The 23819-nt window shown below is 69.7% G+C and carries 20 protein-coding genes and 1 pseudogene; 6 read left to right on the top strand and 15 right to left on the bottom strand.

From position 1 onward, the window contains the following. Window positions 1–19: 19 nt before the first annotated feature. The 10 genes from ACZ69Q_RS09900 to ACZ69Q_RS09855 all read right to left on the bottom strand — a co-directional run bounded on the left by ACZ69Q_RS09900 (window position 20) and on the right by ACZ69Q_RS09855 (window position 9940). Window positions 20–1057 (bottom strand): sugar kinase, encoded by a 1038-nt coding sequence (locus ACZ69Q_RS09900; RefSeq protein ID WP_471039179.1) that lies wholly within the window; start codon window positions 1055–1057, stop codon window positions 20–22. Next, window positions 1054–1686, bottom strand: coding sequence for a bifunctional 4-hydroxy-2-oxoglutarate aldolase/2-dehydro-3-deoxy-phosphogluconate aldolase (locus ACZ69Q_RS09895; protein WP_471039177.1), 633 nt, complete (start codon window positions 1684–1686; stop codon window positions 1054–1056). The genes ACZ69Q_RS09900 and ACZ69Q_RS09895 overlap by 4 nt, the downstream gene beginning before the upstream one ends. Next, entirely contained in the window at window positions 1683–2444 is a 762-nt protein-coding gene (locus ACZ69Q_RS09890) for an SDR family oxidoreductase (RefSeq protein WP_471039174.1), read from the bottom strand. Before ACZ69Q_RS09890 ends, ACZ69Q_RS09895 begins: the two co-directional genes overlap by 4 nt. Next, window positions 2441–3484 (bottom strand): zinc-dependent alcohol dehydrogenase, encoded by a 1044-nt coding sequence (locus ACZ69Q_RS09885; protein ID WP_471039171.1) that lies wholly within the window; start codon window positions 3482–3484, stop codon window positions 2441–2443. Before ACZ69Q_RS09885 ends, ACZ69Q_RS09890 begins: the two co-directional genes overlap by 4 nt. Continuing rightward, complete coding sequence (locus ACZ69Q_RS09880) at window positions 3481–3918, bottom strand: RbsD/FucU domain-containing protein (protein ID WP_383449148.1); 438 nt, start codon at window positions 3916–3918, stop codon at window positions 3481–3483. Before ACZ69Q_RS09880 ends, ACZ69Q_RS09885 begins: the two co-directional genes overlap by 4 nt. Next, window positions 3909–4811, bottom strand: coding sequence for an amidohydrolase family protein (locus tag ACZ69Q_RS09875; protein WP_471039168.1), 903 nt, complete (start codon window positions 4809–4811; stop codon window positions 3909–3911). The genes ACZ69Q_RS09880 and ACZ69Q_RS09875 overlap by 10 nt, the downstream gene beginning before the upstream one ends. Further along, window positions 4804–6138, bottom strand: coding sequence for an L-fuconate dehydratase (locus ACZ69Q_RS09870; protein WP_471039166.1), 1335 nt, complete (start codon window positions 6136–6138; stop codon window positions 4804–4806). The genes ACZ69Q_RS09875 and ACZ69Q_RS09870 overlap by 8 nt, the downstream gene beginning before the upstream one ends. Before the next feature lie 95 nt (window positions 6139–6233). Then, the gene (locus ACZ69Q_RS09865; RefSeq protein ID WP_471039164.1) at window positions 6234–7277 is read right to left on the bottom strand and encodes an ABC transporter permease; all 1044 of its coding nucleotides are present in this window, start codon (window positions 7275–7277) and stop codon (window positions 6234–6236) included. Beyond that, entirely contained in the window at window positions 7270–8832 is a 1563-nt protein-coding gene (locus ACZ69Q_RS09860; RefSeq protein ID WP_471039162.1) for a sugar ABC transporter ATP-binding protein, read from the bottom strand. The genes ACZ69Q_RS09865 and ACZ69Q_RS09860 overlap by 8 nt, the downstream gene beginning before the upstream one ends. 46 nt (window positions 8833–8878) lie before the next feature. Next, window positions 8879–9940 carry a sugar ABC transporter substrate-binding protein gene (locus tag ACZ69Q_RS09855; RefSeq protein ID WP_471039161.1) on the bottom strand — a complete coding sequence of 354 codons (1062 nt, stop codon included), beginning with the start codon at window positions 9938–9940 and terminating at the stop codon, window positions 8879–8881. 467 nt (window positions 9941–10407) lie between these two features. On the opposite strand from ACZ69Q_RS09855, the gene ACZ69Q_RS09850 reads away from it, so the two are divergent. After that, on the top strand, window positions 10408–12639 hold the full coding sequence (locus tag ACZ69Q_RS09850; RefSeq protein ID WP_471039156.1) for an alpha-L-fucosidase: 2232 nt from the start codon (window positions 10408–10410) through the stop codon (window positions 12637–12639). 180 nt (window positions 12640–12819) lie between these two features. Next, complete coding sequence (locus ACZ69Q_RS09845) at window positions 12820–15708, top strand: glycosyl hydrolase family 95 catalytic domain-containing protein (protein WP_471039152.1); 2889 nt, start codon at window positions 12820–12822, stop codon at window positions 15706–15708. A gap of 204 nt (window positions 15709–15912) precedes the next feature. On the opposite strand, the gene ACZ69Q_RS09840 is transcribed toward ACZ69Q_RS09845, so the two are convergent. Together ACZ69Q_RS09840 and ACZ69Q_RS09835 are read right to left on the bottom strand one after the other, a co-directional pair. Continuing rightward, the gene (locus ACZ69Q_RS09840) at window positions 15913–17991 is read right to left on the bottom strand and encodes a glycosyltransferase (protein WP_471039150.1); all 2079 of its coding nucleotides are present in this window, start codon (window positions 17989–17991) and stop codon (window positions 15913–15915) included. Continuing rightward, on the bottom strand, window positions 17992–18714 hold the full coding sequence (locus ACZ69Q_RS09835) for a hypothetical protein (RefSeq protein ID WP_471039147.1): 723 nt from the start codon (window positions 18712–18714) through the stop codon (window positions 17992–17994). It lies immediately after the preceding gene. A gap of 207 nt (window positions 18715–18921) precedes the next feature. Between ACZ69Q_RS09835 and ACZ69Q_RS09830 the strand changes: the two genes are divergently transcribed. Next, entirely contained in the window at window positions 18922–19827 is a 906-nt protein-coding gene (locus tag ACZ69Q_RS09830) for an expansin EXLX1 family cellulose-binding protein (protein ID WP_471039144.1), read from the top strand. On the opposite strand, the pseudogene ACZ69Q_RS09825 reads toward ACZ69Q_RS09830, so the two are convergent. Together ACZ69Q_RS09825 and ACZ69Q_RS09820 are read right to left on the bottom strand one after the other, a co-directional pair. Continuing rightward, window positions 19763–20160 (bottom strand): annotated as a pseudogene (locus ACZ69Q_RS09825) (ABC transporter permease subunit); the annotation flags it as partial. The gene ACZ69Q_RS09830 and the pseudogene ACZ69Q_RS09825 sit on opposite strands and share 65 nt — an antisense overlap. Before the next feature lie 77 nt (window positions 20161–20237). After that, complete coding sequence (locus tag ACZ69Q_RS09820; RefSeq protein ID WP_471039140.1) at window positions 20238–20942, bottom strand: GntR family transcriptional regulator; 705 nt, start codon at window positions 20940–20942, stop codon at window positions 20238–20240. A 160-nt stretch (window positions 20943–21102) separates the two neighbouring features. Here ACZ69Q_RS09820 and ACZ69Q_RS09815 point away from each other — a divergent pair, with 160 nt between their 5' ends. The 3 genes from ACZ69Q_RS09815 to ACZ69Q_RS09805 all read left to right on the top strand — a co-directional run bounded on the left by ACZ69Q_RS09815 (window position 21103) and on the right by ACZ69Q_RS09805 (window position 23231). Further along, the gene (locus ACZ69Q_RS09815; RefSeq protein ID WP_471039136.1) at window positions 21103–21636 is read left to right on the top strand and encodes a YbhB/YbcL family Raf kinase inhibitor-like protein; all 534 of its coding nucleotides are present in this window, start codon (window positions 21103–21105) and stop codon (window positions 21634–21636) included. Between the two features lie 8 nt (window positions 21637–21644). Continuing rightward, window positions 21645–22337 (top strand): metal-dependent transcriptional regulator, encoded by a 693-nt coding sequence (locus ACZ69Q_RS09810; RefSeq protein WP_471039131.1) that lies wholly within the window; start codon window positions 21645–21647, stop codon window positions 22335–22337. 55 nt (window positions 22338–22392) lie between these two features. Continuing rightward, a protein-coding gene (locus ACZ69Q_RS09805; protein WP_471040184.1) for an IS5 family transposase occupies window positions 22393–23231 on the top strand; the annotation gives its coding sequence in 2 pieces (ribosomal slippage) (window positions 22393–22737 and window positions 22740–23231; 837 coding nt in all). Here the strand turns inward: ACZ69Q_RS09805 and ACZ69Q_RS09800 are convergent. Further along, entirely contained in the window at window positions 23228–23563 is a 336-nt protein-coding gene (locus ACZ69Q_RS09800) for a hypothetical protein (RefSeq protein ID WP_471039126.1), read from the bottom strand. The two genes, ACZ69Q_RS09805 and ACZ69Q_RS09800, sit on opposite strands and share 4 nt — an antisense overlap. Between the last annotated feature and the right edge of the window lie 256 nt (window positions 23564–23819).

The raw sequence follows: 23819 nt of genomic DNA, 5'->3' as shown, positions 1-23819 counted from the left end.
ACGGGCGATGGGGCGCCGGTCAGCGTCTGACGTGGGGCGACCCGCCCGCGATGAGCGCCTCGACCTCTGCGAGCGAGGCCATGGAGACGTCTCCGGGCGTGGTCATGGTGAGCGCGCCGTGGGCGGTGCCGTAGGCCAGGGCGCGCTCCAGGCCGGTGCCGTTGAGCAGTCCGTGGATCAGGCCGGCTGCGAAGGCGTCGCCGGAGCCGATGCGGTCCAGAACCTGAAGGCCGGGCATCCGCGGGCCGATGACGGGGCCGGTTTCGGCGGACCAGGCGGCCGAGGACCAGTCGTTGACGCCGGCCGAGGGCACGTCGCGCAGGGTCGTTGCCAGCACCGTGGCCCCGGGCAGCAGGCCGGCGACCTCGGCGAGCGCGTCCACCACGTCGTCGGCCCCGACGCGCGCCTGCCCCGGGTACGCCCCGGCCAGACCCAGGGCGCCCACCACGACGTCGGCGTGCCGGGCGAGCCGCAGGTCGACCTCGCGGGCCCGTTCGGCTCCGCCCCGGCCGGCCCAGAGGCTGGGGCGGTGGTTGGGGTCGTAGGAGATGGTGACACCGTGGCGACGGGCCGCGGCCATGGCCTCGTCGGCGACGTCCACCGTGGTGTCGGACAAGCCCGCGAAGATGCCGCCGGTGTGGAACCAGCGCACCCCGGCCGAGAACACCGCGTCCCAGTCCACGTCACCCTTCCGCATCTGGGAGACGGCGGTGTGTGCGCGGTCGCTGACTCCGAGCGCGCCGCGAACCCCGAAGCCGCGCTCGACGAAGTTCAGGCCGTTGCGGGCGGTGCGGCCGATGCCGTCGTCCGGTATCCAGCGGATCAGCGAGGTGTCGACGCCGCCCTGGAGCATCAGGTCCTCGACGAGCCGGCCCACCGCGTTGTCGGCGAGGGCGGTCACGACGGCTGTGCGCCGGCCGAAGCAGCGCCGCAGCCCGCGGACGACGTTGTACTCGCCGCCACCCTCCCAGACCTGGAAGGAGCGGGCGGTGCGGATCCGTCCCTCGCCCGGGTCGAAGCGCAGCATCACCTCGCCGAGGGCCACGACATCGATCACGTCATGCTCCGTTCCACCGCCTCGGCGGTCAGCCGGCGGATCTCCTCGTAGTCGCCCCGGTCCAGCAGGGCAGCGGTGGCCATCCAGCTACCGCCCACGGCGAGGACCGCCGGGTCGGTGAGGTAGGCGGCCATGCGGTCGGCGTCGATCCCGCCGGTCGGTACGAAGCGCGTCCGGGGGAAGAGGGCTGCGAGTGCCCGCAGCGTCCACAGGCCGCCGAGCGGCTCGGCGGGGAAGAGCTTGACGGTGTCGAGGCCCGCCTTCAGGGCGCGCATCAACTCGGTGGCGGTGGCGATGCCGGGCACCACGGGCACCCCCAGTTCCCGGCACTTGGCGACGACGTCCTCGTCGAAGCCGGGCGAGACCACGAAGCGGGCCCCGGCCGCCACGGCCCGCTCCGCCTGCTCGGACGTGAGGACCGTGCCGGCGCCGACGGTGAGCCCGCCCTGGGCGGCCATCGTCTTGAGCACCTGCTCGGCGCCGGGGGTGCGGAAGGTGACCTCGGCGCACCGGGCGCCGCCCGCCGCGAGCGCGTCGGCCAGCGGGCCGGCCGATGCAACCACAGGCACGGTCAGCACCGGCAGGAGACGGGCTCCTGCCAGTACGGAGGCCAGGTCGGTGCCGGTCATCGGCCGAGCCATCCGCCGTCGACGGGCAGGACCACGCCGTGGACGTAGGCGGCGGCGTCCGAGGCAAGGAACACCGTCGCGCCCGCCAGGTCATCGGCGTCACCCCAGCGTCCTGCCGGGATCCGGTCCAGGATCGCCTTGCTGCGTACGGGGTCGTCCTGCAGTGCCTGGGTGTTGTCGGTGGCGATGTAGCCCGGCGCGAGGGCATTGACGTTCACCCCGCGCGGGGCCCACTCATTGGCCAGCGCCTTGGTCAGACCCGCGATGCCGTGCTTGGCCGCGGTGTAGCCGGGGACCGTGATGCCGCCCTGGAAACTGAGCAGCGATGCGGTGAAGATGACCTTGCCCTGGCCGCGGGCCACCATCGACGCGCCGACCGCTCGGGTCAGCGCGAACTGGGCGTTGAGGTTGACCTGGAGCACCAACTCCCAGTCGGCATCGTTGTGTTCGGCGGCCGGGGCGCGACGGATCGTGCCCGCGTTGTTGACCAGGATGTCCACCGGGCGTTCACGTCCTGCAAGGTCCGCGCCCAGGGCCCGTACCGCCTCCGGGTCGGCGAAGTCTGCCCGGATCGCCTCGAAGGAGCGGCCCGCGGCGAGGACGTCCTTCTCCACCGCACTGCCGGACTCCTCCAACGAGGCACTCACGCCGATGATGTCCGCGCCGGCTCCGGCGAGCGCGCGGGCCATGGCCCGGCCGATGCCGCGCCGGGCCCCGGTGACGACGGCGAGCTTCCCGGTGAGGTCGAAGGCGGTCACAGGCTCACTCCCTGGGCGTCGTCGGTGCAGTCCACGAGGATCTTCATCACGTCACCGCCGCCCTCCAGGGCCTCGAACGCGGCCGGCGCCTGCGTGAGCGGGACGACCTTGCTGATCAGCCGCTCGGCCGGGATCGTGCCGTCCGCGACCAGGGCCACCGCCTTCTCGAAGTCGCCACGGTCATACAACCGCGCGCCTACCAGGGTGAGTTCGCGCCAGAAGAAGCGGTGCAGGTTCACTTCGCGGGGGCGGGGGTGGATGGCGACGAGGCAGAGACGGCCGCGCACACCGAGGACGTCGACGGCCGTGTCCACGCCGCCCGCCGCGCCGGACACCTCGAAGGCGACGTCCGCGCCGGCGTCCTGCGTCCACTCGCCGACCAGTACGCCGATATCGTCAGCGGCCGGGTCCCAGACGGTCAGCCCCAACTCCTCTGCCAGCAGCCGACGGTGGGCACTCAGCTCCACCACCCGGACCTCGGCGCCCGCGGCCCACGCGACCAGAGCGATCAGCACACCGACCGGCCCGCCACCGACCACCACGACCTTCTCGCCCTCGGCGACCTTCGCCCGGCCCACGTCGTGCACGGCCACCGCCGTCGGCTCGACCAGCGCCGCACGGTCCAGCGCGAGCGACTCCGGCAGCCGGATCAGCGTCGAAGCGGGCACCGTCCAGCGCTGCTGCATCGCACCCGGGGAGTCGATGCCGATGAAGTCCAGGTGCTGGCAGATGTGCTGGTGCCCGGCCTGGCAGGCAGGGCAGGTGTCGTCCCAGCGCAGCGGCATGACGGTGACCGCGTCACCGGGCGCCCAGCCCTCCACACCCGGCCCGACCCGCACGACCAGGCCGGACATCTCGTGTCCCAGAACGGCGGGGGCGGCGACCCGGGCGTCCATGTCGCCGTGGAAGATGTGGAGGTCGGTGCCGCAGATGCCGACGTAAGCCGGCGCCAGCTCCACCTCACCGGGACCCGGCGGGGAGGGCTCGACGGGAGCCGCGTCCAGTGTGCGGGCGGATGTGTAACGGACGGCGAGTGTCATCGTGTCGTCAGGGTCCCTTCAGCGCGGACGCCGATGGTCAGCAGCAGGTTGGCGTAGGTACGGGTGTCGGCGGTGACGATCGCCAGCGCCAGGTCGGGCGAGCGGGCGGCGTCGTAGAACTCGAAGCGGCCGAGCGTGTCGACCGGGACGGGCGCCAGCATCGAGCGGTACTCGGCGATGGCGGGCGGCTCCGGTTCGCCCTCGGGCGGCACCATGACGTGGGCCGACTCGACGGGCAGGGCGCGCAGCAGGACGTCGAGGACAGTGGTGACGTCGAGCAGGCCGGGGGCCAGGTTGAGGTGGACGGTTCTGGCGCGCTCGCCGGTGGCGGTGCTCGCGGGGTAGTGGCCGTCGGCGAGCAGCACGCGGGCGCCGTGGCCGGCTCCGGCCAGGGATTCGAGGATCCCGGGGTGCAGCAGTTCTGTCAGGAGCATGGCGTCCCCTCCTTCGTGGGGCCGGGGGTCAGGCGGTAGAAGGCGGTCGCGGTGCCGGCGAGCACCGCGTGGGTCTCGGCGCCGGAGCAGCCGTCCAGGAGCTCCTCGACCGTGGCGGCCCAGCGGTTCCAGTTGCCCGCGAGGTTCGCGACCGGCCAGTCGGAGCCGAACATCAGCCGGTCAGGGCCGAACGCGGAGAGCAGGACCTCCCACACGGGGCGGATGTCGTCGACGGTCCACTTCTCGTGGTCCGCCTCGGTGATCAGCCCCGACACCTTGCAGACCACCTGCGGGTGTGCGGCCAGCAAACGCACCTGGCCTTCCCAGTCGGCCAGGTCACCGTCGGCGATCGACGGCTTGCCGGCGTGGTCCAGGACGAGCGGCAGCTCGGGGAGTCGTTCCGCGAGACGGGTCGCCTGCGGGAGCTGGTGGCTGCGGATCAGCACGTCGTATCCGAGCCCGCGCTCCCCCACCGCTCGCAGCCCCCTTTCCACGTCGGGCCGTTGGAGCCAGTGCGGGTCGGACTCGCCCTGCACGACGTGCCGTACGGCGCGCAGGTAGCGCCCGCCGGGTCCCGACCGCAGGTCGTCGAGAACGTCGCCGACCTCGGGGGACGTCAGGTCCGCCCAGCCGACGACGGCGCCGATCAGCGGGTCGCTGTCGGCCAGGGCGAGCAGCTCGCGGGTCTCGGGCACGGAGGCGACGCACTGGACGACCACCGTGCTCGTCAGCCGCCGTCCCGCGATCGGCCGGGTCGCGGCCGATCGCAGGTCGTGCGGGCTGAAGTTGCGGCGGATCGGCTCGTGTCCGGGCTCGTCCAGCCAGGGCTGCGGTCTGACGTCCAGGTCCCAGACGTGGTGGTGGGCGTCGACGAGGGCCTGGGCGTCAGGCACGGGCGGTCCAGACGGGGCCGTCGGGGTAGGCGTACTCCTTGAGGGACTCGGCGTGCATCTGCGCGCTCAGTCCGGGCAGCGTCGGCGCGAGGTAGTGGCCGTCGACGATGCGCACCGGGTCGACGAAGTGCTCGTGCAGGTGGTCGACGTACTCGATGACGCGGTCCTCGGTCGTGCCGGAGACGGCGACGTAGTCGAACATCGACAGGTGCTGGACCATCTCGCACAGGCCCACGCCGCCCGCGTGCGGGCAGACCGGGACGCCGAACTTCGCGGCGAGCAGCAGGATCGCGATGTTCTCGTTGACGCCGCCGACCCGGGCGGAGTCGATCTGCACGATGTCGACCGCGCCGGCCTGGAGGAGCTGCTTGAAGACGACCCGGTTGGCGATGTGCTCGCCGGTGGCGACCTTGATGGGGCTGACGGCCTTGCGCACGGCGGCGTGGCCGAGGATGTCGTCGGGTGAGGTGGGCTCCTCGATCCAGTACGGCTGGTAGGGGGCCAGGGCGCTCATCCAGTCGATCGCGGGCTGGACGTCCCATCTCTGGTTGGCGTCCACGGCGATGCGGATGGAGTCGCCGACGGTCTCGCGGGCGGTGCGCATGCGCCGTACGTCGTCGTCCAGGTCGGCGCCGACCTTCAGCTTGATCTGGGTGAAGCCGTCGGCGACGGCCTCGCGGGCGAGGCGGGCCAGCTTCTCGTCGGAGTAGCCGAGCCAGCCGGGGGTGGTGGTGTAGGCGGGGTAGCCCTGGTCGATGAGGTGGCCGATGCGCTGTTGGCGGCCGGGTTCGGCGCGGCGCAGGATGTCCAGGGCCTCCTCGGGGGTGAGGGCGTCGGACAGCCAGCGGAAGTCGACCTGGGCGACCAGCTCCTCGGGCGACATCTCGCCGAGGAAGCGCCAGACGGGCTTGCCGGCCCGCTTGGCGGCGAGGTCCCAGGCGGCGTTGACGACGGCGCCGGTGGCCATGTGGATCGCGCCCTTCTCCGGGCCGAGCCAGCGCAGTTGCGGGTCGTGGACGAGGGAGTTGGAGAACGCGCCGAGATCGGCGCAGACCTCGTCGACCGACAGGCCCACCACATGCGGGGCGAGGGCCGCGATGGCGGCGGCCTGGACATCGTTGCCGCGGCCGGTGGTGAAGGCCAGGGCGTGGCCTTCGAGTCCGTCGCCGGCGTCGGTGCGCAGGACGACGTAGGCGGCGGAGTAGTCGGGTTCGGGGTTCATCGCGTCCGACCCGTCCAGGTGCTCGGACGTCGGGAAACGTACGTCCAGGACGTCCAGGGCGGTGATGCGGGCGGTGGCAGGTGAAGCGGACAGGGCGGATGACATGGCGGCAACTCCTGTGAGAGCAGGGGCAGTACGGCCCTTGCGACGAGATGGCGGTGCGGCGCAGGGTGCGGGGCGCCCGGGGACGGCCGCCCGGTTCACTCCTGGACCTTGCCGCCCGTGATACGCGAGATGGTCAACGCGACCAGGATGATGAGGCCGTTGAGGGCGCCGATCCACTGGGCGGGGATGCCGGCGAGGGTGAGCACGTTCTGGATCATGAAGAGCAGGAGGATGCCGCTGAACGCGCCGAACATGGTGCCCTTGCCGCCGTTGAGGCTGATCCCGCCGATGACGGCGGCGGCGAAGACGGTGAAGATGTAGCCGTTGCCCTGCGCCGAGGCGACGGAGGCCAGGCGGCCGGAGAGCATCAGTCCGGCGAGGGCGGCGAGCACGCTGCCGGTGACGATGACGATCCACAGCACGCGGTCGGTGCGGATGCCGGCGGCCTTCGCGGCGTCGACGTTGCCGCCGATGGCGTACAGCGAGCGCCCGAAGCTCGTCCAGCCGAGGAGCACGATCGCGACGGCGAACAGCGCCAGGCAGATCCAGATCGACGCGGGCATCCCGAACCACTGTGCGGTGCCGAGGTAGAGCATCGACGGCGGCAACTGGAAGAAGGTCTGGCCGCCGGAGATGCCGGTGAGGATGCCGCGCAGGACGATCAGCATGCCGAGGGTGACGATGAAGCCGTTGAGGCCGAAGCGGATGATGAGCAGGGCGTTGATCACGCCGACGAGCGCGCCCACGGCGAGGGTGACGGGAATGGCCCAGGCGCCGGGGAGCAGTCCGAGTCCGTGGGTCGCGCCGGCCGGCACCACCAGCCAGGCCGCGACACCGGGCGCGAGGCCCATGGTGGACTCCAGCGACAGGTCCATCTTCTTGACGATCAGGACCATCGCCTGGGCGAGGACCAGCAGGGCGATCTCGGACATGGTCTGCAGGACGTTGATGAGGTTGTCGGCCTGCAGGAAGACCGGGTTGACGATCTGTCCGACGATCGCGATGACCACGATGGCCGGGACGAGCGCGAGGTCGCGCAGGCGGGCCAGGGGTATCCGGCCGCCGAGCAGCGCGGTCCGCTTCGGCCGGGGCTCCGGGGCCTTGGCGGCGGCAGTGTCCGCGAGGACGGTTTCAGGCATGCAGGTCCACTCCTTCCATCGCGGCCACGAGGTCGTGGTCGTGCCAGCCGCGGGCGATCTCTGAGGTCACACGGCCCTGGAACATCACCAGGACCCGGTCGCACATGCGCAGGTCGTCGAGTTCGTCGGAGGCGATGAGCACTCCGGTGCCGGTCTCCGCGGTCTCCTGGACCTTGCCGAGGAGGAACTCCTTGGAGCGCACGTCCACGCCGGCGGTGGGGTTGATCAGGACCAGCAGCCGGGGGTCGTCGGCCAGGGCGCGGGCCATGACGACCTTCTGCTGGTTGCCTCCGGACAGTGCGGAGACGGGCAGTTCGGGACCGGGAGTCTTGATCGCGAGGTTGTCGATCAGGCTCTCGGCTATCCGGTCCCGGCGGCTGCGGCTGAGGAACCCGTTGGAACCGAGCCTGCGCGGAACGGACAGGGTGGCGTTGTCCGCGATCGACATGTCGGGAACGAAGCCCTGGTGGTGCCGGTCCTGAGGGACGAATCCGGCGCCGGCGGCGAGCGCCGCCGGCACGCTGCCGGGCCGGGGCCGGTTACCGGCGATCTCCACCTCGCCCGCCGTTGCCGCCCGCAGCCCTACGACGGTCTCCGCGACCTCGGTGCGCCCGCTGCCGGCGGCGCCCGCGAGGCCGACGATCTCGCCGGCCCCGATCCGGAAGCTGACGTCGTGATAGGCGTCGCCCCGCAGCGCGCCCACGCTCAGAGCGGCCGTGGCGCCGGGGTCGAGGGTGCTCGCCCGTTCCTCGCGCCGGTCGGCCGCCGCCTCGCCGGTCATGGCGGCGACGAGGTCGGCGCGGGGGAGGTCCGCGACCGGCGCGGTCACGATGTGCCGGGCGTCCCGGAACACCGTCACCATGTCGCAGATCTCGTAGATCTCCTGCAGGTGGTGGCTGATGAACAGGAAGGTGACACCCTGGCGTTGCAGGTCGCGGATGCGGTCGAAGAGACGGTTGATGGCAGCCGCGTCTAGCTGGGCGGTCGGCTCGTCGAGGATGATGAACCGCGCCCCGAAGGACAGTGCCCGGGCGATCTCGACGAACTGCCGCTGCTCGACGCTCAGGTCACCGGCCGGGGTCTGCGGGTCGACGTCCACCGACCAGGTCGACAGCAGGTCCTGTGCGCGGCGCCGGGTGGCCTGCCAACTGATGAGCCGGCTCTGTCCGTGGTCGTGCCGGTTCAGGAAGAGGTTCTCGGCGACGGTCAGTGTGGGAATGATCGTCGACTTCTGGTAGACGCAGGCCACGCGCTGACGCCATGCGTCCCGGTCGGTGAGCCGTGGGGCGCGCTCGCCGCCGAAGGTGACCGTTCCCTCGTCGGGGGCCTGGAGGCCGGTGAGGACGGACACCAGGGTCGACTTGCCGGCTCCGTTGCGGCCGACGAGTGCGTGGGTCTCACCGGGCCTGATGGTGATCCGGGCGCCGTTCAGGGCCACCGTCGGACCGAATCGTTTGACTATGCCCGTCGCCTCGACGACGGGCGGGTCCGAGGGGACCCGTCCGTCGTCCGCCGGCGCGGGCGCGGGGGTGACTGGTCGCTCCCCGTCGCTCATCTCAACCGCCTTGTGTGCGTGAGCCGTTGCAGTACCGGATGGACCATCAGCCGAGGTTGTTGCCCCACAGCGACTTGTCGTCGCTCTTGACGCTGGGGACGCCGCCGTAGGTGCCTCCGTCGGCGGTGACCAGCGGGGCGGAGAGCTGGTCCTCGAGCAGGCCTTCGCGGACCTGGATGATGGTGCTGTCGTGGTCGGTCTTGCCGGGCTTGAACGTCTTTCCGTCGATCGCGGCCTTGAGGTAGTACAGGGCGTACTTGGCGTAGAGGTCGGCCGGCTGGGAGACGGTGGCGTCGACCTTGCCCTCGGCGATGGACTTGAGCTCCTCGGGGATGCCGTCGTTGGAGACGACGAAGACGTGCTTCTTGTCCTTCGGGTCGACCAACAGACCCTTCTGCTTGAGGACTTGGAGCGTGCCGGACAGGGCGAAGCTGGACTGCATGTAGATGCCCTTGATGTCCGGGTTGGCGGTCAGGTCGGTCTGGAGCTTCTGGGCGGCCACGGCCCCGTCCCAGTTGGTGGCCTCGCCGAACACCTTGATGTCCGGGTAGTTCTTCTTCATGCACTCGTTGAATGCCTCGGTGCGGTCACGGCCGTTGATGGAGTCCAGGCCGCCCTGCAGCATCACCACCTTGCCCTTGCCGCCGAGCTTGGTGCCGAGGTACTGGCAGGCCTTCTCGCCGTAGGCGCGGTTGTCGGCGCGCACGACCATGAACACGTTGCCGGTGTCGGGGCGGGTGTCGACGGTGACGACGGGGATCTTCTTCGCCTCCAACTGCGCGAGGGTGGGCGCGATGGCGGCGGTGTCCTGCGGGGCCATCGCGAGGCCCTTGACGCCCTGGCTGATGAACGTCTGCGCGTTGGCGGTCAGCTTGGCGACGTCGTTCTGCGAGTTGGTGGTCTTCAGGTCCAGCCCCAGCTCCTTGGCGTACTGAGGCGTGTACTTGATGTACGAGTTCCAGAAGTCGGTGTCGGAGCGCGGGTAGTCGACGCCTACCAGCGGCTTGTCGCTCGACGACGCCGAGGTGGAGCCGCTGCCGCACGCACTGAGCAGAGCCAGTGCGGACAGGGCTGAGACGGCTGAACACAGGGCGGTTCTGACTCTCATCGGTGCTTCCTCGCGCCGGTCCCGTAGCGGGAGATGTTTCGCCTCGACGACATCTATGTATCGCCGCGCGATAGAGATGGGATGTTTATAGGTGCGCCTCCGGCCCGCTGTCCAGACCCTGGTTCATATCCGTATGGAAACTCCAGCTCAGAGCCCAACCGGGTAGCGCAGGGTGAGACTGCGGGACAAGATCCATCCCATCAATCCCCGCCGACATATGACCTCAACCGGACACGAACCCTTGGCAGACATGCCATGTTTGGGAGGTAATAAATCACATCAAAGATGACCTAAGTGGCGCCAATTGACCGACCGAAAGGCGCTTTTCATCCCTGCACACTGGTTGACATCCCATGGAGACATGGCGGACCTTCATGCGTAACAAGCGGCGCCCTTTGCACAGCGGCCACGCCGACTCGTTTCCCCTTGCAGTCCCCTGTCCCCTCCTGCACCAGGGATGTCTCTTCATGTCTAGTTCGATCAACAGACGCCACTTCCTGGCCGGTGCCACCTGCGTTGCCGCAACGGCCGTTGCCGGCGGCGTGTTCGGTGCCGGTGCCGCCCAGGCGGCGCCCAGCACCTACACGCCCGACTGGAACTCCGTCGACCAGCACCCGCCCGCCCCGGAGTGGTTCCAGGACGCGAAGTTCGGGATCTACTTCCACTGGGGCGCCTTCAGCGTCCCCGCCTACGACAACGAGTGGTACCCGCGGAACATGTACCAGGCGGGCAGCAACGCCAACCAGCACCACATCGCGACCTACGGCCAGCCCTCGGCATGGCCGTACCACAACTTCATCAACGGAGCGAAGGACCTGGCGGGCAACACAGTCAAGTTCGCGCCGAAGCTGAAGTCGGCCGGCGGGAAGTTCGACCCCGAGGAGTGGGTGCAGCTCTTCGTCGACGCCGGCGCCAGGTTCGCCGGCCCGGTGGCGGAGCACCATGACGGCTTCTCGATGTGGGACAGCCAGGTCAACGAGTGGAACTCGGTGGACAAGGGCCCAGGACTCGACCTCCTGCGGATCTTCTCCACGGCCATCCGCGCCAAGGGCCTCAAGCTGCTGGTGGCCATGCATCACGCGTACAACTACAACGGCTTCTACGAACACGTCCCCGCCCAGACCGACCCCAGCCTCAAGAAGCTCTACGGGCAGCTCGGCTCGGCCGCGGAGAACCAGCTCTGGTACGACAAGCTCGAGGAGGTCATCGACCTCGCCCAGCCCGACATCCTGTGGCAGGACTTCAGGATGGACGCCGTCGACGAGCAACAGCGCCTGAACTTCCTGGCCTACTACTACAACCAGGCGCGTAGCTGGGGCCGTGAGGTCGTCGCCACCTACAAGGACGGCATGAACGGCAAGGGCGAGGTCTTCGACTACGAGCGCGGCGGCCCGGCCGACATCACCACGCCGTACTGGCTGACCGACGACAGCATCTCCAGCAGCAGTTGGTGCTATACGCAAGGCATCGGCTACTACACCATCCAGCAGATGCTGCACTCCTTCATCGACCGGGTCAGCAAGAACGGCAACGTGCTGCTGAACATCGCGCCGATGGCCGACGGCACCATCCCCCAGGCGCAGAAGGACATCCTGCTCGGCATCGGGGACCACCTGAAGCGCTTCGGCGAGTCGGTGTACGCGACCCGCGCCTGGACGGCGTACGGCGAGGGCCCGACGAAGATGGGCGGCGGCGCGTTCACCACCCCGCACGCCGGTACGCCGCAGGACATCCGCTTCACCCGCAACAAGGCCGGCAACGTCCTGTACGCCACCGTCCTGGGCTGGCCCGGCAGCGCACTGACGATCAAGACCCTCAGCTCGGACCGGATCAACCTCTCGCCGCTGACCTCCGTAAAACTCCTCGGCTCCACCGCGGGCACCTACATCGACCTGCCCGCGCCGACCCAGAACTCCTCCGGCCTCACGGTCACCCTGCCGTCCTCGGCCCCCTACACCGCCGGCGCCTACGTCCTGAAGCTTGCCTTCTCCGGCACGATCCCGGCGCTGCGGCCGCTCACCGGCGCCGTCGCCTTCACGGACGTCAACTACAGCGGCAACGCGGGCGTGTTCACCGTCGGCGACTACACCGCGGCCGACCTGACCGCCGCCGGACTCGGCGCGCGCTCCGTGTCCTCCCTCCGGCCGGCCCCCGGCTACCAGGTGATCGGCTACTCCGGGGACAACTTCAGCGGTACCTCCTGGACGTTCACCGCCGAGAACCCCGACCTGCGGGCCACCGGCAACAACGACCAGATCAGCTCGCTGAGGGTCCAGTTCAACCCGGCGACGTACTTCCGGATCACCAACGCCACCAACGGCCTCGCCCTGGACAGCGGCGGCAACGTGGACTCGGGGTCCAATCTCAAGCAGTGGACCTGGGACGGCAGCTCCAACCTGCAGTGGCGCGCCGAGGCGATCGCAGGCGGCTACTACCGGCTCGTCAACCGCACCAACGGCATGGTCGCCGACGGCTGGGGCGCCACCTCCGACGGCTCTGCGGCCCGACAGGCTCCCTGGAACGGCGGCACCAACCAGCAGTGGAAGATCACCAACCGGGGCGGCGACCGCTTCACGATCGCCAACCGCACCACCGGCCTGGTCCTCGACGGCGGCGGCGACGTCGACTCGGGCTCCGCCACCAAGCAGTGGACGTACGGCAGCAGCAACAACCTGCTGTGGACGTTCACGGCCCTCTGATCCCTCTCCCCCATACGCCCGCCGCCGCCCGGATCCGCTCCCATCCGACCGGGCGGCGGTGGGTCACCACACCTGTGAGCCAGTACACCGGTGAGCCACCACACCGGTGGGCCACGACGACGGTGGTCACCGCTTCACTCCCCCGCGACCACACACCGCCGACCGGGCAAAGGAGTCCCCGTGACGGCAAGACCCATCGACCGCAGACAGTTCCTCACCGCGGCCGCGCTGACCGCAGGAGCCGCCGCCCTGCCCGGCGGCCTCCTCTCGGGCCGGGCGGAAGCGGCCGTGCCACCGCAGATCACACTGCCCGAGCGCGGTATCCACGACACCTCCCCGGCCACCTCCTGGACCGACGGCTTCCTCACCGGCAACGGTGAATACGGGGCCGTGCTGCACGGCGCTCCCGCCCTGGAGAAGGTGGTGTTCAACTACCACCGGCTGGTGCTGCCGAACGGCACCCGTGACGTGACCCCGCCCGTGATCGCCGGCCGACTGGAAGGCGCACGCGACAAAGCACTCGCAGGGGACTATGCGGGCGCCAACCGGGACTACGCCGCGGGCTGGTCGCTGCGCTGGACGCAGGCCTACCACCCCGCGTACGAACTGCGCGTCGACACCCCGGGCATGACCACGGTCAACAACTACGGGCGCGTCACCGACTTCCGTACCGGCGAGGTGAGTTCGAGCTGGACCGACCAGTTCGGCACGTGGACCCGCCGGGGGTTCGTCTCCCGGGCCGACAAGGTGATCGTCCACGAGCTGATACCCGCTTCCGGCCGTACCGTCGACACCACGCTGAGCGTCCACACCGCACTCGACGGTCTGCCCGGCAGCCTGAGCTTCACCACCCGTGCCACGGTCAGCAACGGCTCCGGCTACCTCAACCTGCGCGGCAAGTACCCAGCGGGGCAGGGCGCCTTCGGCTACGAGGGCGTCACCCGTGTCGTCGCCTCGGGCACCGGCGCCACGGTCACCGTCAACGGCTCCACCATCGTGGTGGCGAAGGCGGCCAAGGTGCTGCTGCTGACGAAGCTGGGCCGCTACGAGTCGTCCACCGGCTGGGACTCCGAGCCGCTGCACGCCCAACTGGCCGCGCTCGGCACCGACTACACCGCGCTGCGCTCGCGGCACACGGCCGTTCACACCGATCTCTTCGACCGCTCCCGCCTCGACCTGAACGTCCCGGCCGCCGACCGGCAGCTCTCCGTCAGCGAACTGATCTCCCGTCAGAACGCCGACCGCAGCGTCATCGACACGGCTCTGCTGGAACGTCTCTACGACTCCGGCCGCTACTTCTTCATCAGCTCCAGCGGCATCCTGCCACCCCGCCTCACCGGCATCTGGGCCGGATCGTGGGGCGCCGCCTGGGCCGACGACTTCACCACCGACGCCAACATCAACCTCCAGGTCGCGGGCGGCAACATCCTCGACACGACCGAGGTGATGGAGGGGTACTTCAACCTCATCCTCGGCCAGCTCGACGACTGGCGTACCAACGCCAAGAACCTCTACGGAGCCCGCGGCTTCCTCGCCCCCTCGCGCACCGACGGCGAGTACGGCCACATGCTGCACTTCAACAACGGCAACTTCCCCGGCCAGTGCTGGACCGGCGGCGCCGACTGGCTGCTGTACCCGCTCCTGGAGTACTACGAGGTCACCGGCGACCAGGCGTTCCTGCGTGACAAGCTCGGCCCCGCGCTGATGGAACTGGCCCTGTTCTACGAGGACTTCCTCACCCGCACCGACGCGAACGGCAAGGCGGTCTTCGTACCGTCCTTCTCCATGGAGAACGCCCCCGGCAACACCGGCGTCTACTTCTCGATCAACGCCACCGGCGACATCATGGCCGGCAAACACGCCCTCCAGGCCGCCATCGACGCAGCAAACACCCTCGGTGTCGAACAGGGCAGCGGCCAGGGCGTCGCCCGCTGGACGGCGCTGCTGAAGAAGATCCCGGACTACCGCGTCAACAGCGACAACGCACTGGCCGAATGGTCCTGGCCCAGCCTCACCGACAACTACAACCACCGGCATGTCCAGCATCTCTACGGCGCCTGGCCGCTGCACGAGATCAACCCCGAGGACGCCCCCTCGCTGGTCGGCCCGGCGAAGCGGGCCCTCGAAAAGCGCGGCGACCAGAACATCTCCGCCCACGGCAGCCTGCACCGCGCACTGGCCGGAGCCCGGCTGAAGGACGGCGGACAGTTCTACGGCAACCTGCGGAAGATCCTCGGCAACAACATGGTCTTCAAGTCGCTGATGACCTCCCACAACCCGAACCTCGACATCTACAACGCCGACGCCGCGAACGCCATCCCCGGCGTGCTGGCCGAGGCCCTGATCTACAGCCGGCCCGGAGTGCTGGAAGTCCTCCCCGCGCTGCCCGACCAACTGCCGAAGGGCACGATCACCGGGGTCCGGGCCCGCGGCCGGATCCGGATCCACAGCTTGGACTGGGACCTGAACGCGCGGACCGCCAAGCTGTCCGTCACCTCCGCCGTCAACCAGGACGTCACCCTGATCAGCCGCCGCGGCATGGACTCCGTGACCACCACGGCCACCGTCGCGCCCTCCTCCCTCGGCGCCCACGCCAGAAAGGTCTCCCTGACCGCCGGTCAGCGCACGGACCTCACCGTCTCCCTGTCCAACAGCTTCTTCCGGCTGGTCAACCGGCGCAGTGGCAAGGTGCTCGACGTCGCCGGCGGCAGCACCGCGGACGGCGCCAAAATCATCCAGTGGGGCTGGTCCGGCAGCGAGAACCAGCAGTGGCGGCTGCTGCCAAACGCCGACGGTTCCTTCCGCCTCGCCGCCCGCCGCGGCGGCAAGGTCCTCGACAGCCCCGGAGGCTCCGGCCAGGGCGCCCAGCTCATCCAGTGGCAGGACAACGACAGCGACAACCAGCACTGGAAGCTCGTCGACGCGGGCGGCGGATACGTCCGGCTCGTCAACGTCCGCACCGGGCTGTGCGCGGACGTCGACGGCGGGTCAACGGACGACGGCGCCCGCGTCATCCAGTGGCCCGTCGGCAACGGAACCAACCAGCAGTGGCAGCTCGTCGCCCTCTGATCGTCACCGCGTTACTTCACGCGTGTGCCGGCCAAGGCCATGCAGAGGAGCAGGGCCCAGCACAGCAACACCACGATGTTGAATCCGCCGGAGACGTATGCGATGCCTTCTTGGAGCGCTGTCGGCAGCCCCGGCGGATTCGGCAAGCACGGCTGGTGGGTCATCGCGCAGGCCCGGGAACGGTGTTCACGAGGTTCTCCTCTCCTACGGTCTGTCCGGCACCGCGTCGGCGGTTCTCAACACCAGGTCGTGACCACGTGTCAGCTCGGGCCGGAGCGACAGCGTGCCGCGGGGACCCGCGCAGCGGATGGCCGGGAACACGCAGACGTCCCGGCGGTCGACGAGATCGCCGGTCACCATCGCCGGGCGGATCTCCGGCCCGCCGTACGCGCTCAGGCGCAGATCCCACAGCGCCTCTCCCCCGGGATGGAGTTCCGCCACCACGTCGACCGGCAGGGTGATGTGGAAGCCGCCGTACTGATCGACGGGGCAAGGGGCGTCGATGAGGTGGCCTCCGTTTGCCTGGAGCCGGGCCACGAAGCGGTAGTGGTGCGCCCGCACCGTCGATCCGTGGAGCGAGCCCGCCAACCGGATCGCGTTGTCGTCGACTTCGACGCAGGAGACCTCCGCGTGCGCGGGCCGGAGCCAGGTGCGTACGGCGAGCCCTCCGCCTTCGGTCGCGTACGGGATCCACCTCTGCCCTCCCTTGTCCGTCGGCCGCGGAGCCGCGGGATCCAGGAGGCTCGCTGTCTCGACGAGCCCTGCTCGGACCGGGCGCAGCCTGCTGCCGCCTGCGCGTTGGAGGAACACGTCCCAGTCGCCCTCGGCGAGTTCCCAGTGGCGCTTGTCGAGGACGGCCCGTACGCTGCCGTCGCCGCCCGTGCCGGGCTGTTCGAGCTGAATCCGCGGAGTGCCGGCGATGTTCTGGTTCCGGTATTGCAGGACCAACTCCCAGCCACCGGACGTCAGTTGGTCTGCCGGCACTTCAAAAGCCAGCGATCCTCCTGGCATGACCTGGCAGCTCGCCCTGACCGGCTGTCGCAGCAGGGCGGCGCCCAGGACGGACAGCCGGTTTCGCCGCCGGGGAGCGGTCGCGGTCCTCCATGACCGGTGGTCGAGCTCCGGCCGAAGGTCTGCGAACAGGGCCTCGTACTGCGCGGCGATGTATTCGGGGCGGAAGCGCTCGGAGTTCCGCCGGGCCGCCGCGGCCATCCGGCCGCGCTCGGCCTCGTTCTCGATCAGACGGCACAGGGCGTCGGCGAGCACGTCCTCGACCGGGCCGTGGGCCGGGACCAGGAGGCCGTCCTCGCCGTGCGTGATGATCTCGCGAGGTGCGTGGTCGCAGTCGGTGCTCACCACCGGCAGCCCGCAGCTCATGGCCTCTACGACGGACATGCCGGACGGTTCGAGACTGCTGGACACCACCGCGAGAGCGCCCTTGGCCCACTCCGTCTCCATGGGCGTACGGGCGCCCATCAGCAGAACGTTGTTGTACAGGCCGAGTTCCTCGATGCGGCGACGGAGCCGCAGCCGTTCCCGGCCGCGTCCGTAGATCCGCAGACTCCAGTCCGGGTGCACGGCCGCGACCTTGGCGAACGCGTCCACGAGACGGTCGTAGCGCTTCATCGGTGTCAGCCGGCCGCCGGCCAGCACGATCCGGGACCCGCCGGTGGAGGGCGAGGCGTCCGGCGCGGGACAGCAGACGGGAATGCTTGTCACCCGCGTCCGCACGCCAGGCAGCGCCGCACCGTGGGCCCGTTCGTCGGCCTGGGACAGGGTGACGTAGCCGTCGAGGCGGGATATGGCCGCATCCAGGTCGCCGAGCAGCGCTGCCCCGTGCGCGGCGCGGCCGGCGTGCTCCTGGCCGACGCGGAGGTAGTCGGTGCGGCCGTGCTGGGCCAGGAAACAGACGAGGTACGGGCGCGTCGCGATCACCACGTCGGAGTCGGTGCTCCGGAGGTATGCGGCAAGGCGTGTCTCGCCGAGCCTGCTCGGCGGTGTCCAGCCGGCGTGGAGGGAATCATGTGGGCACACGATTCCCGGCGAACGCAGGTCGGCCGCCTCGACCGCGGTCCGCCGGGAGGTGGGCCGCAGATCCACCAGCGCCCTCGTCTTCACCCCGTCCGCCACCGCGAGCGGCATCCGGTCGGCGGTGCGGTAGCAAGAGACGATCTCCACCTCGTGACGTGTCGCGAGTGCGGCGGCGAGGTTGGTCGTGGCCCGCACCGTGCCATCGACGGTGTAGGCGTTGTGGAGCAGAAAGGTGATCTTCAATCTGCTCATTCATGTGCTCCTCGTGGTCTCGGCCGGCACCTCCATCCCATCGCGGCGCCTTGAGGCACTCACTCCGCCGACCAGCGGGAGCACCCCCGCCGACAGGCCGGACTCGGACCATCCGAAAGTGGGACCCGGTGAACGAGGAGCGGCGCCGCCGCTTCTGGCCGATGCGGTCTGCCGGAAGCCACGCTTCCAGGTCCGGCCACCGTCGTACGACACGTACACCGTCAGCGACTTCAGGTTCCGGCCCTTGGCCGCGCCCTCGACGGCGGCCGGGAAGGTGACCGTCCTGCCGGCCTCGACTCGGCTGTCCAGTCCCGTCTTCGCAAGGAAGCGGACTGTGGAGACGGGCAGTTCGGTCGGCAGGCCGGAGGACGGCGCCTTCGAGTGGAACGTCCCGCGCGCGTCGACCCGTGTGGAGGCGGCGTGGACCTCGGCGCTCCTCGTGGCCGACGCGGTCAGCGTGTACTCGGCGTCGGCGGCCGGGACCCGGAACGCCTTGTTCCCGGTGAGCGGGTCGGAACTCGAGCCCACCTTCGCGCCGTTCCGGAACAGCGTCGTGCGCGCCGAGGTGAGGTCCGACCTGGCCTCCTGCCCCTTGCCGTCGGCGAAGAGCGGGAGGACCCCGTAGATCCCTTCGGTGCTGCGGAAGACGCCGAACACCTGGGGCACCACCCACGGCGCGAACACCGGCACGGGCTCCCGGACCAACTCACCTGGCGGGCTCAAGTACGACCTCTGTCGGCCGCATTCGGCCGAGCGACCGCATGGGCATCGAGGACCGGGACCTCGAGCGACACACTGAGAAAAAAACGTCGGCAACCTATTCCCTTCCGGCGGCCACTGAGTAGTGCACCATCGGCTCGATCTCCCGAACGGACAGGTATGAAGACAGCGAGGCAGGCCGCGCGCCGGCGCAGGCAAAGACGCAGGCTCATGCTGGGCGCCACGTTGGCGGTGACCGCCGCGGGCGTTCTCGCCTACCTGGTCATGGGGTCGCTCCCCGACCACGAGGCGGATGCAAAGACTGCCGCGGCCACACCCATCGCCACCACCCAGGTGAGAGCCACCACCACCTCGACCGCCTCGGGTACCCCGAGCCCGTCGGGGACGCCGAGTGCGACCGGCACCCCCAGTCCGACGGCCAATGCGACCACCGCGTCGGCACGACCGTCGGCCAAAGGCACCCCGAAGTCCCAGCGAACAGTGTCGACCACGGCACCGTCGGCAGGACGGATTCAGCCCGGCACCACCTACACCGGGGTCGCCACCGCCTACGAGGCCGCGGACGGAAACGGCGCCTGCCTGTTCGGCCCGAGTCCCGACCTCATGATCGCGGCCATGAACACCACGGACTACGAGACGTCCAGGGCGTGCGGCGCGTACGTGCTCGTCCGCGCGGCCAGCGGCAAGTCGATCACCGTACGGATCACCAACGAATGCCCCCTGCCCTGCGCACCCGGGCAGATCGACCTCAGCCAACAGGCCTTCGCCAAGCTCGCCGACCTCAAGGTCGGCCGGATCCCGATCACCTGGCAACTGGTGAGCCCCAGCACCTCCGAGATGATGTCCATCAGGTACAAGACCGGGTCCAGCCCCTATTGGTGCGCCATCCAGGCGATCGGCCACCGCAACCCGGTCGCCCGCCTGGAGGTTCAGACCGGCGGCGGCTGGCGGCAGTTGCCCCGCACGGAATACAACTACTTCATCTCCGCCGACGGCAGCGGGTGCGGCAAGGCGATCAGGGTCACGGACATCTACGGAGAACGTCTGACAGTCACCGGGATCGCGCTGCGGCCGAACGTCGTGCAACCGACGGGGGTTCAGTTCGCCCGGCACTGATCCCGCCCTGCGCCTGCACCCCACTCCCACGGGACCGACGGGATGTCTGGACGGACGCCGAGCTGCGCGCAGCCACGGCGTCCGTGCCGGATACGGCGAGCACGGAGAGCAGGACGAGTGCGCACGCCGGGCCGAGTACGGTCCAGGGCGCCAGTTCCACGTACGGCTGGTTCTCGGACAGCAGACGGCCCCACTCCGCGGTGGGCGGCTGCTCGCCCAGACCGAGAAAGCCCAGAGAAGCCAGTACGAGGACGGTCGTGGGCAGGCGCAGGAGGGCGTTGCGCAGGACGGGGGCAGTACGGCAGGCAGCAGGTGGGTGCGGAGGAGATAGCCCGGCCGCGCGTCGGCGACGTCCACAGCTCCGGTGTCGGTGATCAGGTGCAGATCTCCAGCCAGGTCGGCGAGGCGTATCAGGCTTCCTTCGCGGGTTCGCGGTGGGTACAGCCGGTCAGTCCGGCCGCGGTCTGGGTGAGGTGCTGGGTCAGTAGCTCGGCCGCGGTGTCGGCGTCGCGGGCCAGCGCCGCCTCCTCCAGTCGACGGTGCTCGTCGACGCCGTCCCGGTCGGGGTTGCGGTGCGCCGACCAGCGGCGAGCCAGTTCGCTCGCGGTCCACATCCGGTCGAAGGTCTCCAGCAGGACGGGGTTGCCGCACCCCTCCAGGAGGGTGCGGTGGAAGACCCGGTGGGCTTCGGACCATGCGCTGCTGTAGTACTCGCCCTCCTCCGGAACGTACGCCGGAGTGCGGGCCAGACGGTGGTGGGCGGCGCGTACGCGGGCCTCCCAGTCGACGTCGCCGCGCTCGATGGACATGCGCAGCACGACCGGTTCGATGGTCCGGCGAGCCTCCGTGATCTCCTGCCAGCGGCGGTCGGAGAAGGCCGGGACTGCGAAGCCGCGGTTGGGCAGCCGGTCGGCGAGACCCTCGCCGACCACCCGCACGAGCGCCTCGCGCACGACGGCCAGGCTCACTCCCTGTTCCTTGGCGAGGTCCTGCGGTTTGAGGGCGTCACCGGGGGCGTAGTCCCCACGCATGATCGCGTCCCGCAGGCGTGCGTAGACCTGCTCGGAGAGCATCTGCTTCCCCGGTGAGGTCGCGGTGTGGGCCGTCTGAGTCATGCCTCCAGCATAGACGATCCAGCGAATAATCGATTATTGGTGTTATGGTCGATCCAGCGGTCAGTGAAAGGCGGCGGCGGTGCCGCTACGCGACTCTGTGGGCCCGTCGGCCGCATCACCGCCAACCCACCCCACAGCACGGCCTGAAAGGAACGACGCGATGAGCGCCAACGACCCCTTCGCCCGCCTCCCCGAGGCGGCCTCCTTCACCGTTACCAGCACCACCGTCACCGACGGCGCCGCATGGTCGCCCGAGCAGTACTCCTCCGGCGTCCCCGGCGGGAAGGATGCCTCCCCGCAGCTTTCCTGGAGCGGCGCCCCGGAAGGCACCAAGAGCTACGCCGTCACCGTCTACGACCCCGACGCCCCCACCGGGTCCGGGTTCTGGCACTGGGCGGTCGCCGACATCCCCGCCACCGTCACCGAGCTGCCCGAGGGCGCCGGCGACGACACCGGCTCGGGCCTGCCCGAGGGTGCCTTCCAACTGCCCAACGACGCCCGCGCAGCCCGCTTCATCGGCGCCGCACCGCCGGCCGGGCACGGCCAACACCGCTACTTCGTCGTGGTGCACGCCCTCGACGTCGCCTCCATCGGCGTCCCGGCCGACGCCACTCCGGCCATCCTCGGCTTCACCATGGCCGGCCACATCCTCGGCCGCGCGGTCCTGACCGCCACGGCCGAAACCCCCGCCTGACGAACAGCATGTCCCCACTCATCGACACCACCGAGATGTATCTCCGCACGATCCTGGAGCTCGAGGAAGAAGGCGTGTCCCCCATGCGCGCCCGCATCGCCGAGCGCCTGGACCAGAGCGGCCCCACCGTCAGCCAGACCGTCGCCCGCATGGAGCGCAACGGTCTGCTGCACATCGCCGCCGACCGGCACCTGGAGCTGACGGAGGAGGGCCGACGGATCGCCACGCGCGTGATGCGCAAACACCGGCTCGCGGAGTGCCTGCTCGTCGACGTGATCGGGCTGGAGTGGGAGCAGGCCCACGCCGAAGCCTGCCGCTGGGAGCACGTGATGAGCGAGGCCGTCGAACGCCACGTCCTCGAGCTGTTACGGCACCCGACCAAGTCGCCCTACGGCAACCCGATCCCGGGCCTGGAGGAACTCGGCGGGAAGAGCACCTTGGATCCGTTCCCCGACGAGAGCATGGTCAGCCTCAGCGACCTCAAGCCCGAGCCGAACGGCGCGAGCGCGGTCGTACTGCACATGAGCGAGCTGATCCAGACCGACCCCCAACTGATGTCCACCCTGAGGCGCGCCGGGGTGCAGCCCGGCACGGTCGTGAGCGTGACGTCCTCGCCCGGCGGTGTGATGGTCAGCAGCGGCAGGGAGGCCGCGGAACTCCCCACGCAGGCCGCCGCGCATGTCTTCGTGGCCAAGCGCTGAGCGCTAAGAACTCCTAACGAAATGATCTTCAAGGTGGTTGGATCACTCCGGACCGATGATCCGGAGGTGTGGGGTGGCTCGGCGGAAGCCGTGGGATGTCGATGACGAGCTGTGGGCGGTGATCGAGCCGTTGTTGCCCAAGGTGGAGCGTCGGGTTCGGCATCCAGGGCGCAAGCGGCAGCCGGACCGGCTGGTGTTCCAGGGGATCCTGTTCGTGCTGCACACCGGGATCGCCTGGGAACACCTTCCGCAGGAACTCGGCTTCGGCTCCGGCATGACCTGCTGGCGTCGCCTGGCCGAATGGACCGAGGCAGGGGTGTGGCCACGGCTGCACGAGGTCCTCCTCGCCGAGCTCCGCGGCGCGAATGCCCTGGACTTCTCCCGTGCGGCGGTCGACGGCTCCCACATCCGCGCGTTAAAGGGGGCCCCAAGATGGGACGAAGCCCTGTCGACCGGGGCAGGGCGGGCAGCAAACACCACCTGATCACCGACGCGACCGGCATCCCACTCGCCGCTACTCTGACCGGCGGCAATCGCAACGACGTCACTCAGCTGATCCCGCTGCTCCAGGCCGTACCACCGGTGCGGGGCAAGCGCGGCCGGCCCCGGCGCCGCCCTGATGTGGTGCTGGCCGACCGCGGCTACGACCACGACAAGTACCGCCGCCTGCTCTGGGACCTCGGCGTGAAGCCGCAGATCGCCCGCCGCGGCACCGAGCACGGCTCCGGCCTGGGCACCCAACGCTGGGTTGTCGAGCGAGCGTTCGCCCACCTGCACTGGTTCCGCCGCCTGCGCATCCGCTGGGAGATACGCGATGACATCCACGAAGCCTTCCTCAGCCTCGCTTGCAGCATCCTCTGCTGGCGACGGCTGAAGAAGCTTCGGGCGCGTTAGCTTTCGTTGTCCTGGGCAGCACTGAAGCCGCGATCTTGGATCACCGGGAAGACTTGCTGTGTGGTGGTGATCCAGGCGTCGATGTCGGCATGGGACGACCTGATGGCGCTGATCAGTGCCTCGATCACGTCCAGCTTCGGCGTGCTGACGTTCCGGCTGAGCTCGTCCATCGACACCTCTTGGTACGACATGACCAGCTGCCACCAGAACCGCATGAGGAAGCGGCATTCCTGCGGGTCACGGTCGTCTGCGAGGCGATCATGAATGAGCCTCTGGACGCGCCGCCGCTGCTCATCGTCACGAAAGCCGTTGTTGAGGTCAGTCAGGGTCACGTCCGGACAGTAGCAACCGCGTTCGTTCACGTCCCCTGAGTTAGCTCTCAAGTCCGCGTAGAGCATTCCGTTAGGGGTTCTAAGTGCTGAGCCTGGCCGGGCGCCGGCCCGTGCCGTAAGGCCCCTTGCAGGCAAGGGGATGGCTCTCGACCACGATCGTGGTCGAGAGCCATCCCTGTTGATTCAGCGGAACCCGTGCACGAGCTTGCTCCGCACGTGACGGCCGGCCAGTTCACCCGCGACTGCGGGGACCTCG

This window comes from Streptomyces sp. NPDC036764, from assembly GCF_055609385.1.
The sequence above is the reverse complement of the archived record's forward strand: the minus strand, read 5'-3'. Positions and strand labels throughout refer to the sequence as shown.

What these genes read in the sequence shown, in the direction of transcription:
- ACZ69Q_RS09895 (WP_471039177.1), bottom strand. Translation starts at nt 1,686, where the DNA reads ATGACCGGCACCGACCTGGCCTCCGTACTGGCAGGAGCCCGTCTCCTG.
- ACZ69Q_RS09885 (WP_471039171.1), bottom strand. Translation starts at nt 3,484, where the DNA reads ATGACACTCGCCGTCCGTTACACATCCGCCCGCACACTGGACGCGGCT.
- ACZ69Q_RS09880 (WP_383449148.1), bottom strand. Translation starts at nt 3,918, where the DNA reads ATGCTCCTGACAGAACTGCTGCACCCCGGGATCCTCGAATCCCTGGCC.
- ACZ69Q_RS09870 (WP_471039166.1), bottom strand. Translation starts at nt 6,138, where the DNA reads ATGTCATCCGCCCTGTCCGCTTCACCTGCCACCGCCCGCATCACCGCC.
- ACZ69Q_RS09865 (WP_471039164.1), bottom strand. Translation starts at nt 7,277, where the DNA reads ATGCCTGAAACCGTCCTCGCGGACACTGCCGCCGCCAAGGCCCCGGAG.
- ACZ69Q_RS09860 (WP_471039162.1), bottom strand. Translation starts at nt 8,832, where the DNA reads ATGAGCGACGGGGAGCGACCAGTCACCCCCGCGCCCGCGCCGGCGGAC.
- ACZ69Q_RS09855 (WP_471039161.1), bottom strand. Translation starts at nt 9,940, where the DNA reads ATGAGAGTCAGAACCGCCCTGTGTTCAGCCGTCTCAGCCCTGTCCGCA.
- ACZ69Q_RS09850 (WP_471039156.1), top strand. Translation starts at nt 10,408, where the DNA reads ATGTCTAGTTCGATCAACAGACGCCACTTCCTGGCCGGTGCCACCTGC.
- ACZ69Q_RS09840 (WP_471039150.1), bottom strand. Translation starts at nt 17,991, where the DNA reads ATGAGCAGATTGAAGATCACCTTTCTGCTCCACAACGCCTACACCGTC.
- ACZ69Q_RS09830 (WP_471039144.1), top strand. Translation starts at nt 18,922, where the DNA reads ATGCTGGGCGCCACGTTGGCGGTGACCGCCGCGGGCGTTCTCGCCTAC.
- ACZ69Q_RS09820 (WP_471039140.1), bottom strand. Translation starts at nt 20,942, where the DNA reads ATGACTCAGACGGCCCACACCGCGACCTCACCGGGGAAGCAGATGCTC.
- ACZ69Q_RS09815 (WP_471039136.1), top strand. Translation starts at nt 21,103, where the DNA reads ATGAGCGCCAACGACCCCTTCGCCCGCCTCCCCGAGGCGGCCTCCTTC.
- ACZ69Q_RS09810 (WP_471039131.1), top strand. Translation starts at nt 21,645, where the DNA reads ATGTCCCCACTCATCGACACCACCGAGATGTATCTCCGCACGATCCTG.